Raw genomic sequence first — 12,696 nt, forward strand, 5'->3', positions numbered from 1 at the left:
CTTTAGTAACGGCGTTTGAAGAGTGCGCGACGTTCGTAAACTTCGGCGGCTTCCTCAATAAAGCTCGCGATGGCGGCGGCGCCGTATGCTTCGCGCAGTTCTTTGGCGGCCGTTAGCAGCTCAGTCTTGGAGTTGGCGCGCCCGGGACGTAGCAATTCGTAAGTCCGCATGATCACATCTTGGGGGACGTCGACGAGTTCGGCGCCGCGTTCAAAATTCTGAGCCAAGGTCGGACGGCCGGCTGCGCGGGCGATTTCCGCCTGCTGTCGGAGCGCGGTACTCGTGATGCGCAAATCTTCGAGCGTTATTTGCCCGGAGAGCACGCCGTCGAGTGTAATGTCCTCGATGCTTTTGCCTGCCTTCGTTCGCACAACGTCGGGCCGCTTTTCAGCGAGCGGATAGTCCGCGGCCGAAAGATGATCTTTGCTCATGCGGCGGCTCCCAGAAACGCGACATCGATTTCTTCGGGCTCGGCGCCTTCGGCCGTCATTTCGGTCTCGATGGCGTATATCAACGAGACACGGGCATGGTAGCGCGACCCCATCGCTTCGCCGCGCGTCGGCACGATGACGGGTTCCGGCAATTCGCCCAATGCGTAGGCAGCCGCGTTGAAGCCCATGCGCTGATAGTGGTCGAGTTTGGTGATCGGTGAGTTCGAGAAAAGTTCGAGGTTGTTGTGCGGCAGCCGATCCTTCTGGTGAATGACCGCGGTGCCTTTAGCTTGGATACCGACGCCGACCCCCGAACCTGCTAGGCGCGCGGCGCTCAGCCCCAGGAAGGATGTGTCCGCCGTGTGCCGCATGCGCACGACGCGCGCGGTGCAGCCGCCCTCTGCGATTCCGGCTATCAGCGCGCGTAAGACGGCGGAGAGCGGATGGCCTGCTACAGTCTGAAAGAGTTTGACACCAAATGCGGGGCTGATCCCGATCACGACATCGCGGCCGTTCTTCGTCGGTTGTGCTGGGCCGAGCGTACTGTAGAGAATGCGGCTCGATTCCGCAGAGCGATAGTTGGATTCGACGCGAAGCACCTCCGGGCGGGTCAGAACGTCCCGAATTCCCACGATCTGTTCGCGTCGCGCTTCGCTGAGACGATAGCCGGTGCCCGGGCCTTGGTAGTTGTTTGGGTCGTTGACAGCACTAACGACGCGACCATCCCGGACAACAGCGGACGTTTGCAAATAATCTCCCGAGATGCGCAGGCGGACGAGATTCAGCAAGTTTTGTGCTTCCTCTTCGAAGCCGCGTTTCGCAAGCGCCTTGATGACTTCGATGACGGTGATATTGCGATCTTTTATGGTTTCGCTGATACGCCCGACTTCGCGGCCGGAGAAAGTCCGGGTCTCGTCGGAGCCGGATGCCGCGATGACGCTTTGCTTCATATCGATCGTCGGTTCAGCAAGGCCGAGTTCAACGAGGACGGCGCTGACTGCATCGACGGCGCGGGCTCGGAGGTCCATCACGCGTGTTTCGCTGACCGGCGTCAGGCCGCCGTCGGATTCGAAGTCGCGTTGCAGAACGAGATAGTCCTCCAGTTCTTCGCCATTCAGCAGCGAAGCGTTGAAGGAGTTATCGTACTTTAGGATTGAACCGAAGCCGGAGCAGATAAGATCCGATCCCGCAATTAAGTAAGGGAGGATCTTTGCGCCGACACGAATTTCGGATTCGGTCGCGCGGGCGTCGTTGCCGGACGCGCATTCGAGATCGAGCCATACGGCAATGAGGTTTTCTGCCATCAGCTCGCGCATGCCGCCTGGAACCGTGCAAGTCACCGGTGCGCCGTCGATGCCGCCGTTCTGGGTGCCCTGGACGCCCATGGCGCGCTGCAAGCAAAGGCAGCGAGCTTCAAGATAAAGCAGCGACTTGCGATCGTGAAAGCCCATCAGCAACTCGGAGCCAGCGCCCGACGTGCATCGCATCTTGATGCCGCGCGAGGCATAAGCGGCAGCCAGAAACGCCTTCGACCAGGGTGTATCGTCGCCGTCGAGGAAGCTTTTCTCGGTGCCGTAGACTGAAACTGTTTCGGCGTAGGAGGTGAATCCGGCCATGCCGATCTTCAGTTCCTCGGCTTCCTCGCTGGAGCATTGAAAGAGCGTTCCCCAGCGTCCGACCGAAGCACCGACCGCGCAGGCGACGGCGTTCGACCAGGCGTTGCGCGCAACGCGCATTGTTGTTTCGATTTCGTCGAAGCCGAAAGCAACGGCGGTAGCTGCATCGGCGGCCATCTGTAGAGGATCGTCCTTGGCGTTCGTGACGTGTGCCTGATTGCCCGGCGTCTTGCGCGCGCGCATTTTGCCGTAGGCGAATGCAATTTCGAGCGAAGACAGTTGCGAGACGACATCGGCGAGTTTGGCGGGGGTCATTCCATGTGCGAGCCGCACGAGCTCGGCTCGCGGGACGTTCATATCGACGAGCATTCGCGCGATATCGGCCGATGGCATTCCCATTGCTTCAGGGACGACTTCCGGGTCGAGGTGATAGCGTGCAATAAAAACGTCGATCATATCGAAGTCGCGCGCAAGGGCGCCGTCCATCGATGCTATACGTCCCGCTTCGATCGCGAAGCCCGGCTTTGGGTCATGCGGACTCTTAAACGCAGCAAATCCGTTGTCGGGGTCTTCAACGGCAAATTGGTCGAGCCGGAGCGGACGGTCGTCCCAGTCCGAAAATCGCTTCCAGCGATTGGCGCGAGGGCGGGTTTCTTCAGCCATCATAATAACTTTCGATGAAAAGCATAACTGGGGCGCAACTTACTATTCTATGCCATGGGCATTCTTTGGATTTGACCCTGATCCGTTCAGAGTTGACGCGATCTTTGCCGCCAGTTGCATAAGAACTGAACAGGCGCGGCCAGTCACGGTCAAGCCCTCTTCGTGTGGCGCCTATATATATTCTGAAACCGGATTCGGTGCCGATGCCGATCGTCAGAGAACGTCATGGACGCAACGCGAAAAATTCTGGAACTCAATGCCTTCGACATGGGAACGGCGGATCAACTCGATCCGGCGGTGCAGAGCCTTGTCAAACGCCGTCGCCAGACCTTTGGACCGACATCAATGTTATTTTATGAGCGGCCACTCAATCTGGTGAAGGGCGAGGGCGTTTGGCTCTACGATGCAGATGGCTCGCGCTATCTCGATGCCTATAATAACGTGCCATCGGTGGGGCACTGTCACCCGCGGGTCGTTGAAGCCGTGTCGAAGCAGATCGCGACGCTTAATGTTCACACGCGATATCTCTACGACAACATTTACGCCTATGCCGAACGCCTTCTTGCAACGATGCCCGATGCGGTTTCCAACATCGTGTTTACGTGCACTGGCAGCGAGAGCGCCGATCTGGCTCTACGCATCGCCCGGGTCGTGACCGGGGGGACGGGGTTTATCGTCACGGAAAATGCCTATCATGGCAATACATCGGCGGTGACGGAAATTTCGCCGTCGTCGGCTAGTCCGGAACCGCGTCCGCCTTATGTCTTTCCTGTGCCTGCGCCCGACACCTACCGTCTGCCGGCGGGCGAGGCGGCCCGGAGGCTCAAAGAGGCCGTGCGCGCAGCAATAGCCAGGATGCACGAGAAAAATATACGGTTCGCCGGATTCATTGCAGACAGCATTTTTTCGAGCGACGGCGTGTTTCCGGGCGAGTCGGGCTTTCTTTCGGAGGCTGTTGGGGCAGTCCGGGACGCTGGCGGCCTCTATATTGCCGATGAAGTGCAGCCTGGCTTTGGCCGAATAGGCGAAAAGATGTGGGGCTTTGACCGTCACGACGTCGTGCCGGACATGGTCGTGATGGGCAAGCCGATGGGTAATGGGTTTCCCATGGGCGGCGTGGCCGTCAAGCCGGCATTGTTGACCAAGTTCGGATCGAGTTCCGGCTATTTCAATACATTCGGCGGAAATCCGGTTGCTGCGGCTGCGGGACTCGCAGTTCTGGACGTCCTCGAGTCGGAAGGTTTGCAAATGAACGCGTTCGAAATCGGCGCGTACTTCCGTTCGGAACTGCGAATTCTTTCATCGTCACGCAATCAGGTCGGAGACGTGCGCGGGGCCGGGCTTTATACGGGCGTCGAGATCGTCAAAGACAGAACCTCGCGTGAACCGGACCGGGGTGCTGCGGAGGCGATGGTCAATGCTCTTCGCCAACGCAACATCCTGATTGGCACCGCGGGGAAGCACGGAAATGTCCTAAAGATCCGGCCGCCGCTTTGTTTCAGCCGCGAGCATGCGGATATGTTCCTCGACGCGTTTTCGGACGTGCTCGCGTCGGCTGAGTGATTGGATGGTACGGCAGCTTTTCATTAACGGACATTGGTGCGATCCGATCGACGGCGGCGTTCTGAACGTGATCAATCCGGCGACCGAGCAGGTTTTTGAAACATGTTCTGCTGGGGGCGCAAAGGATATCGACGCAGCCGTCGCGGCAGCGAAGTCTGCTGTGCAAAGACCTTGGCGGCGGACGACCGGCAAAGCGCGAGCCGAATTCCTTCGCGCCATTGCTTCGGGGATCGAAGAGAAGAAGCAGTTTCTTGCGGAACTCGAGGTCAAAGATAACGGCAAGCCGCTGCCCGAAGCACTCTGGGACATTGCCGATGCCGCATACTGCTTCAATCTCTATGCTGATTATGCGGAGCAGCTTGATGGGCGCCAGGGCGAGATAATCGTGGTGCCGGACGCGCGCTTTCAATCGCGCGTTCGTTATATGCCCGCAGGGGTGGCAGGGCTTATCGTTCCGTGGAACTATCCGTTGCTGATGGCCGCGTGGAAGGTCGCGCCCGCGATTGCGGCGGGCTGTGCTGTGGTTCTGAAGCCGTCGGAATATACGCCGCTCACGGCGCTGGAACTTGCACAGATTGCAGCCGACGTAGGGTTACCTCCGGGTGTGCTAAATGTCGTGACGGGTTTGGGTTCCGAGGCTGGTGCGCGGCTCGCGGCCCATCCCGATGTTGGCAAGCTGGCGTTTACCGGGTCGGTGCCGACGGGAATTTCCGTCGCTTCGGCTGCTGCTCGGGACGTAAAGAGCATTAGCCTAGAGCTCGGCGGCAAGTCGCCGATCGTCGTTTTCGACGACGCCGATATCGATCAGGTGGCCGAATGGGTGATGTTCGGTATTTTCTGGAATCAGGGACAGGTCTGCAGTGCGACTTCGCGAATGATCGTGCAAGAGACGATCGCGTCGCGGATTGTGGATCGTCTCGCCGAGGAAGCCAAGAAGATCACGATCGGGGACGGTATGGCACCGGGCGTGCTGCTTGGGCCGCTCGTCAGCAAGATGCAATATGACAAGGTTTTTCAGTATATCGAGATCGGAAAACGGGAAGCGAAGCTCGTTTGTGGCGGACGGCGGCCGCCGCATCTCAATACCGGTTATTTTGTCGAACCGACGATCTTTGCGGATGTTCCCGAGACGGCGCGCATCTGGCGCGAGGAGATATTCGGGCCGGTGCTGAGCGTCAAAACATTTCGAACGGAAGATGAAGCTATTGCACTTGCCAACAACAGCGAGTTCGGATTGGCGGCCGCTGTCATGTCGGGTGATCTGGAGCGTGCGCAGCGCGTTGCCGACGCGTTCGAGGCCGGCGTCGTTTGGATCAATTGCTCGCAGCCGAATTTTCTCGAAACGCCATGGGGCGGGATCAAGAAAAGCGGCGTCGGGCGAGAGCTGGGGACGTGGGGGTTGAATAATTTCCTCGAACCAAAGCAGATCACGACCTATGCGACGCGCGAGCCGTGGGGTTGGTATCTCAAGGGCTGAGCAACGCGGATAAATCGCAATCGATCGACGAGTCGCTGTGCCGAAGCCGGGATAGATCCCGGCCTACGTCGGGATGACGTCTGTCGATGTTTGCGGCGTCTTCTAAGCCTTAAGACGGTAGCCGGTGCGGAAGATCCACCAGGCTATAGCCATGCAGATCGCCAGAAACACGAATGTCATCAGCAAGCTGACGCCCACGTTGACGTCAGAAATTTCAAAGAAGCTCCAGCGGAAGCCGCTGATCAAGTAGACGACCGGATTGAGCAGCGTCACTTTCTGCCAAAACGGTGGCAGCATCTTTATCGAATAGAACGTGCCGCCGAGGAACGTCAGCGGCGTTATCACGAGCAATGGAATGATCTGCAACTTTTCGAAACCGTCGGCCCAGATGCCGATGATGAAGCCCAGCATACTGAATGTGATCGCGGTCAGCAGCAGGAATGCGACCATCCAGAACGGGTGTGCAATGTGAAGCTTGACGAAAAGGCTTGCGGTCAAGAGCACGAGCAAGCCGAGGATAATTGATTTCGTTGCCGCCGCGCCGACGTAGCCGAGCACAATTTCAAACGGCGAGACCGGCGCGGACAGATGCTCGTAGATCGTGCCGGTGAAGCGCGGGAAATATATGCCGAACGAAGCATTGAGCGTGCTCTGCGTCAGGAGCAGCATCATGACGAGTCCCGGGACGATGAAAGCGCCATAGTCGATGCCGTCCACCTGCGAGATGCGCGAGCCGATGGCGGAGCCGAAGACGATAAAATAAAGGCACGTCGAGAGCACCGGCGATACGATGCTCTGCATCAAGGTGCGCCCCCAGCGAGACATTTCGAAGCCGTAAATGGCGCGGACTGCTTCGATGTTCATGCTTTCCTCACGAGATCGACGAAGATGTCTTCAAGCGAGCTTTGCGTGGTGCTCAGGTCTTTGAAGGCGACGCCTGCCGTGCGCATGTCGTTCAGGAGGGCAGTGATTCCCGTCCGCTCGGCTTGCGTATCGTATGTGTAGATCAATTCATGCCCGTCGTTGGAGATCTGCAAATCGTAGACTGCAAGCCCGGATGGGATTGCATCCAAAGCTTCGTGCAGTTGAAGCACGAGCTGCTTCTTACCGAGCTTGCGCATCAGCTCGGCTTTTTCTTCGACAAGAATAATCTCGCCCTTGGCGATGACGCCGACGCGATCGGCCATCTCTTCGGCCTCTTCAATGTAGTGGGTCGTCAGGATGATGGTGACCCCAGAAGCTCGCAGCGTGCGAACGATGTCCCACATCTCCCGGCGCAGTTCGACATCGACGCCGGCGGTCGGCTCGTCGAGGAATAGGACACGCGGCTCGTGGGCCAGGGCCTTTGCGATGAGCAATCGTCGCTTCATGCCGCCGGAGAGCGTCATGATGCGGCTGTCCTTCTTTTCCCAAAGAGAGAGATCTTTCAAAACTTTTTCGACGAAGGCGTGGTCACGCTTCTTGCCGAAGAGGCCGCGGCTGAAATTGACGGTCGCCCACGGCGTTTCGAACATGTCGGTCGAAAGCTCTTGCGGAACGAGGCCGATCATCCCGCGCACGGCGCGGTAATCGCGAACGATATCCTTGCCGTCCACGGTTACGGTACCTAAGCTCGCATTCACGATGCCGCAGACGATGCTGATCAGCGTCGTCTTACCGGCGCCGTTGGGTCCGAGCAGTGCAAAAATTTCACCCTGCTGGATGTCAAGATTGATATTCTTCAGAGCCTTGAACCCCGAAGCATAGGTTTTCGAGACGTCTGCGATGGAAATCACGGGATTCATCAACCTGCTCGGGGTGCGTGCTGGCATTGACGGGCTCCCGCATCGCAGCGTCGGCAGCGGCTGTCAACGTCGCGGCAGAGGACGCTTCGCCGACTGAAAAAAGGAGATCCGCAGGTCGGTGCGGATCTCTCAGTTATGCTCGTTCGTCTAGGTTGGAACTGCTCAGGAGAAATTATCCATGCTCGGTCCCGGTGGCCACCGGTCAGCACGGACGGCGAATTTACGCCGCTCGCTAAATTCGGAGTCCTCCACGGGAATGACGCGGCCGCAAGCACGTACGACTGTCATCTCGGGAGCATCGACGGCGTCCTCTGGCCGGTGTCCGGTCATCCAGACCTTCAATCCCTTAAGGACCATTGCCGGGCTCGGAAATGAGGCTTTCATCGTGCACCCCGCTCTGCTATATATTTGTACCGATAGGTACGCTATCGTCGAGACGTCGCGCCTGTCAACGAATATTTGTATCGATGAGTATGCAAATGTATAGGTTTGAATCTGAACGTGCGATGACCGGGAAAAATGCCGTGCAGGCGCCGAAGGGCCGTCCGAGAGAATTCGATGCCGATACCGCACTCGATAGAGCGCTGCACGTTTTTTGGCGGCACGGGTACGAAGGCGCATCGCTCGCGGATTTGACTGACGCGATGGGCATAAATCGCCCCAGTCTTTATGCGGCTTTCGGCAACAAGGAAGACCTTTTCCGCCGGGCGCTGGATCGCTACTTCGAGAAAGGTCCAGGCGCCGCCACACGCGAGGCGCTTGGAGAGCAGACGGCGCGGGCGGTTGCAGAAAAATTGCTTCGGAACGTAGCGATCTATCTGACGGATCCTTCACATCCGCGCGGATGCTTATCGGTTCAAGGCGCATTGACGTGCGGGGAGGCCGCTGAATCGATCAAACAGGAGTTGTGTAAGCGGCGCCTGCAGGCGGAGCAGGATCTTTGCCAGCGTTTCGAACGTGCAAAGGCCGAGGGCGACCTTGTTCTGGATGCGGATCCTGCGGCGCTCGCCCGCTTTATTTCCACGATTGCGCAAGGCATGTCGGTACAGGCGGCTGGCGGCGCGTTACGCGATGATCTGTTGCGCGTGGTGGACATGGCGCTCAATGCCTGGCCGCGCTAAGCATCGACTTTGGTCTTTCCGGCAGAGTGTAATATTGCCGGTCCACTATCTATTTCACAGAAGTCTGGCGCAATTGCGTGTGCGTTTCAAAAGGACAGGACATGAGTGCAAAGACGATCGTTGGCGTTGCCGTGGCAATCGCGTGTTCGTTGGGATGTATCTCGGTTGCGTCGGCAGACCAGGCATCGCAGGAATTGTGTCCTGCCGATAACGGCGGGCTTATCCTGCCGAAGGGGTTCTGCGCCACGGTCTTCGCCGATGTTGAGGGTGCACCGCGCCATATCGCGGTTGCAGCCGATGGCACTGTTTATCTGAATGCTGCCATTCGCCATGGGGGCGGCGGTGAGGGCCCGGTCGTCGGACTAAAAGATACGAACGGCGACGGGAAGGCCGACATTGTCGTGCGCTTTGGCGGAGACGTTCCGGGTGGCACGGGAATCGCGCTCTATAAAGATTGGCTCTATCTCGAAAGCCGCGGCAGCATCATTCGCTATCCGCGCAAGGACGGTGAGATCGCGCTGAAAGGAACGCCCGAGGTCGTCGTCAAGGATCTGCCGATCACCGGCAATCACACGGCACGCACTTTCGCGATTGACGGGCAAGGAAACCTATTTGTCGATTTGGGCTCCGCGACAAACTCATGCCAGGAGCACGACCGGACGAAGGAATCGCCCGGGATCAATCCGTGCGAGGAATTGAAAACGCGCGGCGGAATTTGGCGCTACGACGCGAATAAGACGGATCAGACATTTTCGGAGAACGAGCGCTTTGCGACCGGGCTGCGCAACGCTGTCGGTATCGCGATCGCGTCGGATGGCCGACGTTATGCAACACAGCACGGACGCGATCAGCTCTACGAAAATTGGCCGACGCTCTACAATTCACAGCAGGGGTCCGAATTGCCTGCGGAGGAATTGGTCCTTCTGAAAGAGGGTGGCGACTACGGCTGGCCTTACTGCTATTTCGACGGCGAGCAGGGGAAGCTCGTTTTGGCGCCCGAATATGGTGGCGATGGCGGAAAAGCCGTCGGGCAATGTGCGGACAAGCTGCCGCCGATTGCTGCATTTCCGGGACACTGGGCGCCGAACGACGTCGCGATCTATGATGGGACGCAGTTTCCTAAGTCGTATCGCGGCGGTGCGTTCATCGCTTTTCACGGTTCGTGGAACCGGTCGTTCGGTCCACAGAGTGGATATAACGTTGTTTTCCAGCCGTTGGCGGACGGCAAAGCCTCGGGCAAATACATCGTATTTGCAGACGGGTTCCGCTCCGGTAAGGATGGCGTCGAACATCGACCGACAGGTCTCGCCGTCGGTCCCGACGGGTCGCTTTACATTGCCGACGATGCGGCGGGGCGAGTCTGGCGAATTACCTACAGGGGATGATCGCCGAAGAAGCGATTCAAGTTTCGGTGGCTTGGTTGCGAGAAGCCGAAGCATCGGGGGGATGGCGTGTCTCAAAAGGACATCGCGTTCGTGACGGGCGTGTCGGGCTTTGTCGGCTCGGCAGTCGCGCGGCGTTTGCTCCGCGAAGGAATGGCCGTGCGGGCGTTGGTCCGGCGCAGCAGCAATCGCGCGAACATTAGTGGGCTCGATGTCGATGTCGTCGAGGGAGATATTCGCGATAGGTCTGCGTTTCTGAAGGCAATGAAAGGCGTGCGTTATGTCTTTCATGTCGCGGCCGACTATCGGCTTTGGGCGCCGGATCCGGCCGAAATCATAGCGACAAATGTCGAAGGCACGCGAAACGTGATGGCTGCCGCCCTTGATGCTGGGGTCGAGCGGATCGTCTATACGTCGAGCGTCGCGACGCTGCACCCTTCGAATGACGGAACGCCCGTGGATGAGACTGCGCCGCTCAGAGAAGCGGACGCCATTGGCGCCTACAAGAAAAGCAAGGTTATGGCCGAACGTATGGTCGAGCACATGGTCGTTGAGACCGGTCTTCCGGCCGTTACTGTTAATCCGTCTACACCGATCGGTCCGCGCGATATTCGGCCAACTCCCACAGGACGGATCGTCGTGGAAGCTGCCTGCGGACGTATGCCGGCGTATGTCGATACGGGCCTCAATCTCGTGCACGTCGATGACGTCGCCGAAGGACACCTGCAGGCTCTGCAACGCGGGCGGATCGGAGAGCGCTATATCCTTGGCGGCGAAGACATGACGCTTGGGCAAATGCTGGGAGAGATCGCGCGGCTTGCGGGCCGCCGGGCGCCGACGATGCGTTTGCCGCGTCAGCTCGTTTATCCGATCGCCTACGGTGCCGAAGCCATGGCACGGGTCACAGGTCGTGAGCCGTTTGCGACCGTCGACGGGCTTCGGATGGCGCAATACAAGATGTTCTTCTCATCGGCGAAGTCGGCGCGAGAATTATCGTATCGTTTCCGACCAGCAGTCGACGCACTTGCCGACGCCTATCGTTGGTTCGGGCAATCCGGATATTTGCGATGAGCGTTACGGATATCCTGGCGGGATTGGGGTTTCTCGCGTGGCTCTATCTCGTTCTGATGCATGGCGGCTTTTGGCTAACGCGGGAGCGGGAGGAAGATTATCATTCATCCGGCGACGATCCCTCGCGGAAATGGCCGGGCGTCGTTGCCGTCGTTCCGGCGCGGAATGAGGCGGATATGCTACCGCAATCGCTCTCGTCACTTGCCGCGCAGACATATCCCGGCGAATTTTCAATCGTGCTTGTCGATGATCAGAGTAGTGATGGGACGGCCGAAGTGGCACGCCGTCTCGCTGAGGAGGCCGGCCGCAATATCACGATCGTTTCGGGGCAGGCGCTTCCATCGGGCTGGACTGGAAAAGTCTGGGCTATGGAGCAGGGCATCGCGGCGGCGTGCGCGGTCATAAATCCGCCGCGTTATCTGCTGCTGACCGATGCGGATATTGGCTATGAGCCCGATGTGCTCCGATCATTGGTTGCGCGGTCGGTGTCCGAGCAGCGCGTGCTGACCTCCGTCATGGCGAAGCTCAACTGCGTGAGCTTCGCCGAGCGTGCGCTGATCCCGGCGTTCGTGTTTTTCTTCAAGATGCTCTATCCGTTTGACCGGGCAAATCGGCCGAACGCCGCGACGGCTGCAGCAGCGGGCGGGTGCATGTTGATCGAGCGCGCGGCTCTCGAACGTGCCGGTGGCATTCGAGCTATCCGCGGCGCGCTGATCGACGATTGTACGTTGGCGAAAGTCATGAAGGGGCAGGGTTCGATCTGGCTCGGGATGTCGGAGCGCGTCCTTAGCCTGCGGCTGTATCCTAAGGTTGAAGATATTCGCCGGATGGTTGCGCGCTCTGCCTATGCCCAGCTTCGTTATTCGCCGTGGCTGCTCGCAGGAACGGTGTTCGGCATGAGCCTGCTCTACCTCGCTCCGCCGGTTCTAATCCTCACCGCGAGCTATCCAGCGAGCCTATTTGCGGCGGCCGCGTATGGCCTCATGGTGCTCTCGTTTCAGCCGACGTTGCGGTTTTACCACCGTTCCCCACTTTGGGGACTGGCTCTGCCGCTTATTGCAGCGGTCTACTTAGGCTTTACGCTAGATTCGGCGTATCAGCATGGTGCCGGACGCGGCGGCCTCTGGAAGGGCCGCGTGCAGGCGCAAGCAGGAAAGCAATGACTGTCGATACTGCGTATAAGTCCGGAAAATCTGAGCACGACGAGAATTTTCCTGTCGCGTCGCGGATCATCGCGCCGCGTTATCGGGCGCCGATCCTTGCGTTCTATCGCTTCGCACGCGCGGCTGATGATGCGGCCGATAATGCGGACCTCGATCCTTCATCGAAGCTCGCGATCCTCGATGCGTTGGAAGATACGCTTCTCGGGAAATCCGAGGCGGCCGCCGATGCCTTGCCCCTGCGCTTCGAATTGGCAGCGCGCGATCTCAGCCCGCAACACGCGCTCGATCTGTTGAAAGCGTTTCGCCAAGACGTCGTGAAGACGCGTTATACTACATGGGCGGAACTGATCGACTATTGCCGCTACTCGGCGATGCCCGTCGGGCGTTTCGTTCTCGATGTGCATGGCGAGTCACAGAAGACGTGG

The 12,696-nt window shown here is 58.8% G+C and carries 12 protein-coding genes; 7 read left to right on the forward strand and 5 right to left on the reverse strand.

The window, feature by feature from the left end; genetic code table 11:
- Positions 1–2 precede the first annotated feature (2 nt).
- Together VHB22_RS06930 and VHB22_RS06935 are read right to left on the reverse strand one after the other, a co-directional pair.
- A complete protein-coding gene (locus VHB22_RS06930; protein WP_325456231.1) occupies positions 3–431 on the reverse strand; it encodes a diol dehydratase small subunit in 429 nt (142 codons plus the stop codon).
- Entirely contained in the window at positions 428–2,710 is a 2,283-nt protein-coding gene (locus tag VHB22_RS06935; protein ID WP_325456232.1) for a propanediol/glycerol family dehydratase large subunit, read from the reverse strand. Before VHB22_RS06935 ends, VHB22_RS06930 begins: the two co-directional genes overlap by 4 nt.
- Positions 2,711–2,935: 225 nt before the next feature.
- Here VHB22_RS06935 and VHB22_RS06940 point away from each other — a divergent pair, with 225 nt between their 5' ends.
- Together VHB22_RS06940 and VHB22_RS06945 are read left to right on the forward strand one after the other, a co-directional pair.
- Entirely contained in the window at positions 2,936–4,273 is a 1,338-nt protein-coding gene (locus VHB22_RS06940; RefSeq protein WP_325456233.1) for an aspartate aminotransferase family protein, read from the forward strand.
- Between the two features lie 4 nt (positions 4,274–4,277).
- Positions 4,278–5,750 carry an aldehyde dehydrogenase family protein gene (locus VHB22_RS06945; protein ID WP_325456234.1) on the forward strand — a complete coding sequence of 491 codons (1,473 nt, stop codon included), beginning with the start codon at positions 4,278–4,280 and terminating at the stop codon, positions 5,748–5,750.
- A gap of 102 nt (positions 5,751–5,852) precedes the next feature.
- Here the strand turns inward: VHB22_RS06945 and VHB22_RS06950 are convergent, their stop codons facing one another.
- The 3 genes from VHB22_RS06950 to VHB22_RS06960 all read right to left on the reverse strand — a co-directional run bounded on the left by VHB22_RS06950 (position 5,853) and on the right by VHB22_RS06960 (position 7,918).
- Entirely contained in the window at positions 5,853–6,614 is a 762-nt protein-coding gene (locus VHB22_RS06950; RefSeq protein ID WP_325456235.1) for an ABC transporter permease, read from the reverse strand.
- Complete coding sequence (locus tag VHB22_RS06955) at positions 6,611–7,534, reverse strand: ABC transporter ATP-binding protein (RefSeq protein ID WP_325456244.1); 924 nt, start codon at positions 7,532–7,534, stop codon at positions 6,611–6,613. The genes VHB22_RS06950 and VHB22_RS06955 overlap by 4 nt, the downstream gene beginning before the upstream one ends.
- Positions 7,535–7,696: 162 nt before the next feature.
- Entirely contained in the window at positions 7,697–7,918 is a 222-nt protein-coding gene (locus VHB22_RS06960; RefSeq protein WP_325456236.1) for a hypothetical protein, read from the reverse strand.
- 122 nt (positions 7,919–8,040) lie between these two features.
- On the opposite strand from VHB22_RS06960, the gene VHB22_RS06965 reads away from it, so the two are divergent.
- From VHB22_RS06965 to VHB22_RS06985, 5 genes are all read left to right on the forward strand, one after another.
- Positions 8,041–8,655 (forward strand): TetR/AcrR family transcriptional regulator, encoded by a 615-nt coding sequence (locus tag VHB22_RS06965; protein ID WP_325456237.1) that lies wholly within the window; start codon positions 8,041–8,043, stop codon positions 8,653–8,655.
- Between the two features lie 101 nt (positions 8,656–8,756).
- Positions 8,757–10,040 (forward strand): PQQ-dependent sugar dehydrogenase, encoded by a 1,284-nt coding sequence (locus tag VHB22_RS06970; protein WP_325456238.1) that lies wholly within the window; start codon positions 8,757–8,759, stop codon positions 10,038–10,040.
- 66 nt (positions 10,041–10,106) lie between these two features.
- The gene (gene hpnA, locus VHB22_RS06975; protein WP_325456239.1) at positions 10,107–11,108 is read left to right on the forward strand and encodes a hopanoid-associated sugar epimerase; all 1,002 of its coding nucleotides are present in this window, start codon (positions 10,107–10,109) and stop codon (positions 11,106–11,108) included.
- Complete coding sequence (locus VHB22_RS06980) at positions 11,105–12,271, forward strand: glycosyltransferase (RefSeq protein WP_325456240.1); 1,167 nt, start codon at positions 11,105–11,107, stop codon at positions 12,269–12,271. Before hpnA ends, VHB22_RS06980 begins: the two co-directional genes overlap by 4 nt.
- Positions 12,268–12,696: squalene/phytoene synthase family protein (locus tag VHB22_RS06985; protein ID WP_325456241.1), on the forward strand; the 429-nt coding region annotated here is incomplete at its 3' end. The genes VHB22_RS06980 and VHB22_RS06985, both read left to right, overlap by 4 nt.

Origin of the sequence: Hyphomicrobium sp. (assembly GCF_035548195.1) — a bacterium.
Lineage (GTDB): Bacteria > Pseudomonadota > Alphaproteobacteria > Rhizobiales > Hyphomicrobiaceae > Hyphomicrobium_B.

Bases quoted from the DNA above. Each gene is read 5' to 3' on its own strand.
- VHB22_RS06930 (WP_325456231.1), bottom strand. From the start codon at position 431: ATGAGCAAAGATCATCTTTCGGCCGCGGACTATCCGCTCGCTGAAAAG.
- VHB22_RS06935 (WP_325456232.1), bottom strand. From the start codon at position 2,710: ATGGCTGAAGAAACCCGCCCTCGCGCCAATCGCTGGAAGCGATTTTCG.
- VHB22_RS06940 (WP_325456233.1), top strand. From the start codon at position 2,936: ATGGACGCAACGCGAAAAATTCTGGAACTCAATGCCTTCGACATGGGA.
- VHB22_RS06945 (WP_325456234.1), top strand. From the start codon at position 4,278: ATGGTACGGCAGCTTTTCATTAACGGACATTGGTGCGATCCGATCGAC.
- VHB22_RS06950 (WP_325456235.1), bottom strand. From the start codon at position 6,614: ATGAACATCGAAGCAGTCCGCGCCATTTACGGCTTCGAAATGTCTCGC.
- VHB22_RS06955 (WP_325456244.1), bottom strand. From the start codon at position 7,534: ATGAATCCCGTGATTTCCATCGCAGACGTCTCGAAAACCTATGCTTCG.
- VHB22_RS06960 (WP_325456236.1), bottom strand. From the start codon at position 7,918: ATGAAAGCCTCATTTCCGAGCCCGGCAATGGTCCTTAAGGGATTGAAG.
- VHB22_RS06965 (WP_325456237.1), top strand. From the start codon at position 8,041: ATGACCGGGAAAAATGCCGTGCAGGCGCCGAAGGGCCGTCCGAGAGAA.
- VHB22_RS06970 (WP_325456238.1), top strand. From the start codon at position 8,757: ATGAGTGCAAAGACGATCGTTGGCGTTGCCGTGGCAATCGCGTGTTCG.
- VHB22_RS06980 (WP_325456240.1), top strand. From the start codon at position 11,105: ATGAGCGTTACGGATATCCTGGCGGGATTGGGGTTTCTCGCGTGGCTC.